Raw genomic sequence first — 1,452 nt, forward strand, 5'->3', positions numbered from 1 at the left:
TGCGGCCAATGCCGACTACCTGATCCTGGAGACCGACCTGCTGGTGGAGGACACCGGGCCGGACAGCCAGGTCCGGGATGCCGCCCCTGACCGCCAGCAGCACTGGCGCGTGAAAGTCGACCTGACGGCCCACCCGATCACCGAGCCGCTGCGCCCAGACATCACCCGGATCAAGCCGCACACCCATGGCCCGCAGACGGCGCTGGTGGTGGGCCCCGAGGGCCAGAACCTGTGGACGGACGAGTTGGGCCGCATCAAGGTGCAGTTCCCCTGGGACCGGCAGGGCCGGGAGAACCAGCACAGCAGCTGCTGGGTGCGGGTATCGAGCCCGTGGGCGGGCAACCAGCTGGGCGGCGTGCACATCCCGCGCATCGGGCAGGAGGTCGTGGTCGATTTCATCGCCGGCGATCCGGACCTGCCGATCTGCACCGGGCGGGTGCACAACCAGCTGAACCTGCCGCCGTGGGCGTTGCCGCAGCAGTCGGCGCTCAGCGGCTTTCGCAGCCGCGAGCTCACGGAAGGCGGCGGCAACAGCGCGGCCGGGCGCAGCAACCATCTGGTGATGGACGACACGGCCGGGCGCATCCAGGCGCAGCTCAAGAGCGACCACCAGCATTCGAGCCTGAGCCTGGGCAGCATCACGCGCATCGAGGACAACCAGGGGCGCAAGGAGGCGCGAGGCGAAGGCTTCGAACTGCGCACCGACCGGCACGGCGTGCTGCGGGCGCAGGACGGCATGCTGATCTCCACCGAAGGGCGGGCCAATGCGGCCGGCGGCATGCTGGACATGGACGAAACGGTGCAGCGCCTGCGCGCGGCGCAGGACCAGCACGACACCCTGGCCGGGGCAGCGCAGACGCATGGGGCGCAGGACGCCGGCGACGACCAGGACACGGTGCAGCAGGCGCTGAAGGCGCAGAACGACGAAATTGCCGGCAGCGCGCAAGACAGCCCGCCGCTGGGCGAACTCAAGGCCCCGCACATGGTGCTGGCCAGCCCGGCGGGCATCGCCGCGACGGCGGGCGAGAGCCTTCGGCTGCACAGCGGCGGGCACACGGCGGTGACGTCGGGCCAGCACATCTCCGTGAGTGCCGCGGGCCGGTGGCTGGCGAGCGCGGCGCAGGGGCTGCGCAGCTTCGTGCGCAAGGGCGGCCTGAAGTGGATCGCCAGCCGCGGGCCGGTGCAGGTGCAGGCGCACCAGGGCGAGGTGGTGCTGGTGGCGCACAAGGACGTGCGCATCACCAGCGTGGAGGGACGCATCCGCATCCAGGCCAAGAAGAAGGTCGTGCTCATCGGCGGGGGCAGCTACACCGAGTGGAGCGCCGAGGGCATCCGCCACGGCACCGCCGGCAGCTGGCAGGAGCATGCGGCCATGCATGCGCAGGTCGGGCCCATGAGCCGGCCTATCCAAGAGGTCCCGTTACCCGCCGCAGCAGAGGCACCCACCACCGA

General features: G+C 71.2%; 1 protein-coding gene. It reads left to right on the top strand.

Features of this window, described 5'->3' with window-relative positions; translation table 11 throughout:
- On the top strand, positions 1–1,452 hold a 1,452-nt coding region (locus tag NS331_RS22925; protein WP_153013007.1), incomplete at both ends, for a type VI secretion system Vgr family protein.

It is taken from the genome of Pseudacidovorax intermedius (assembly GCF_001476815.1).
GTDB lineage: Bacteria > Pseudomonadota > Gammaproteobacteria > Burkholderiales > Burkholderiaceae_C > Xenophilus > Xenophilus intermedius_A.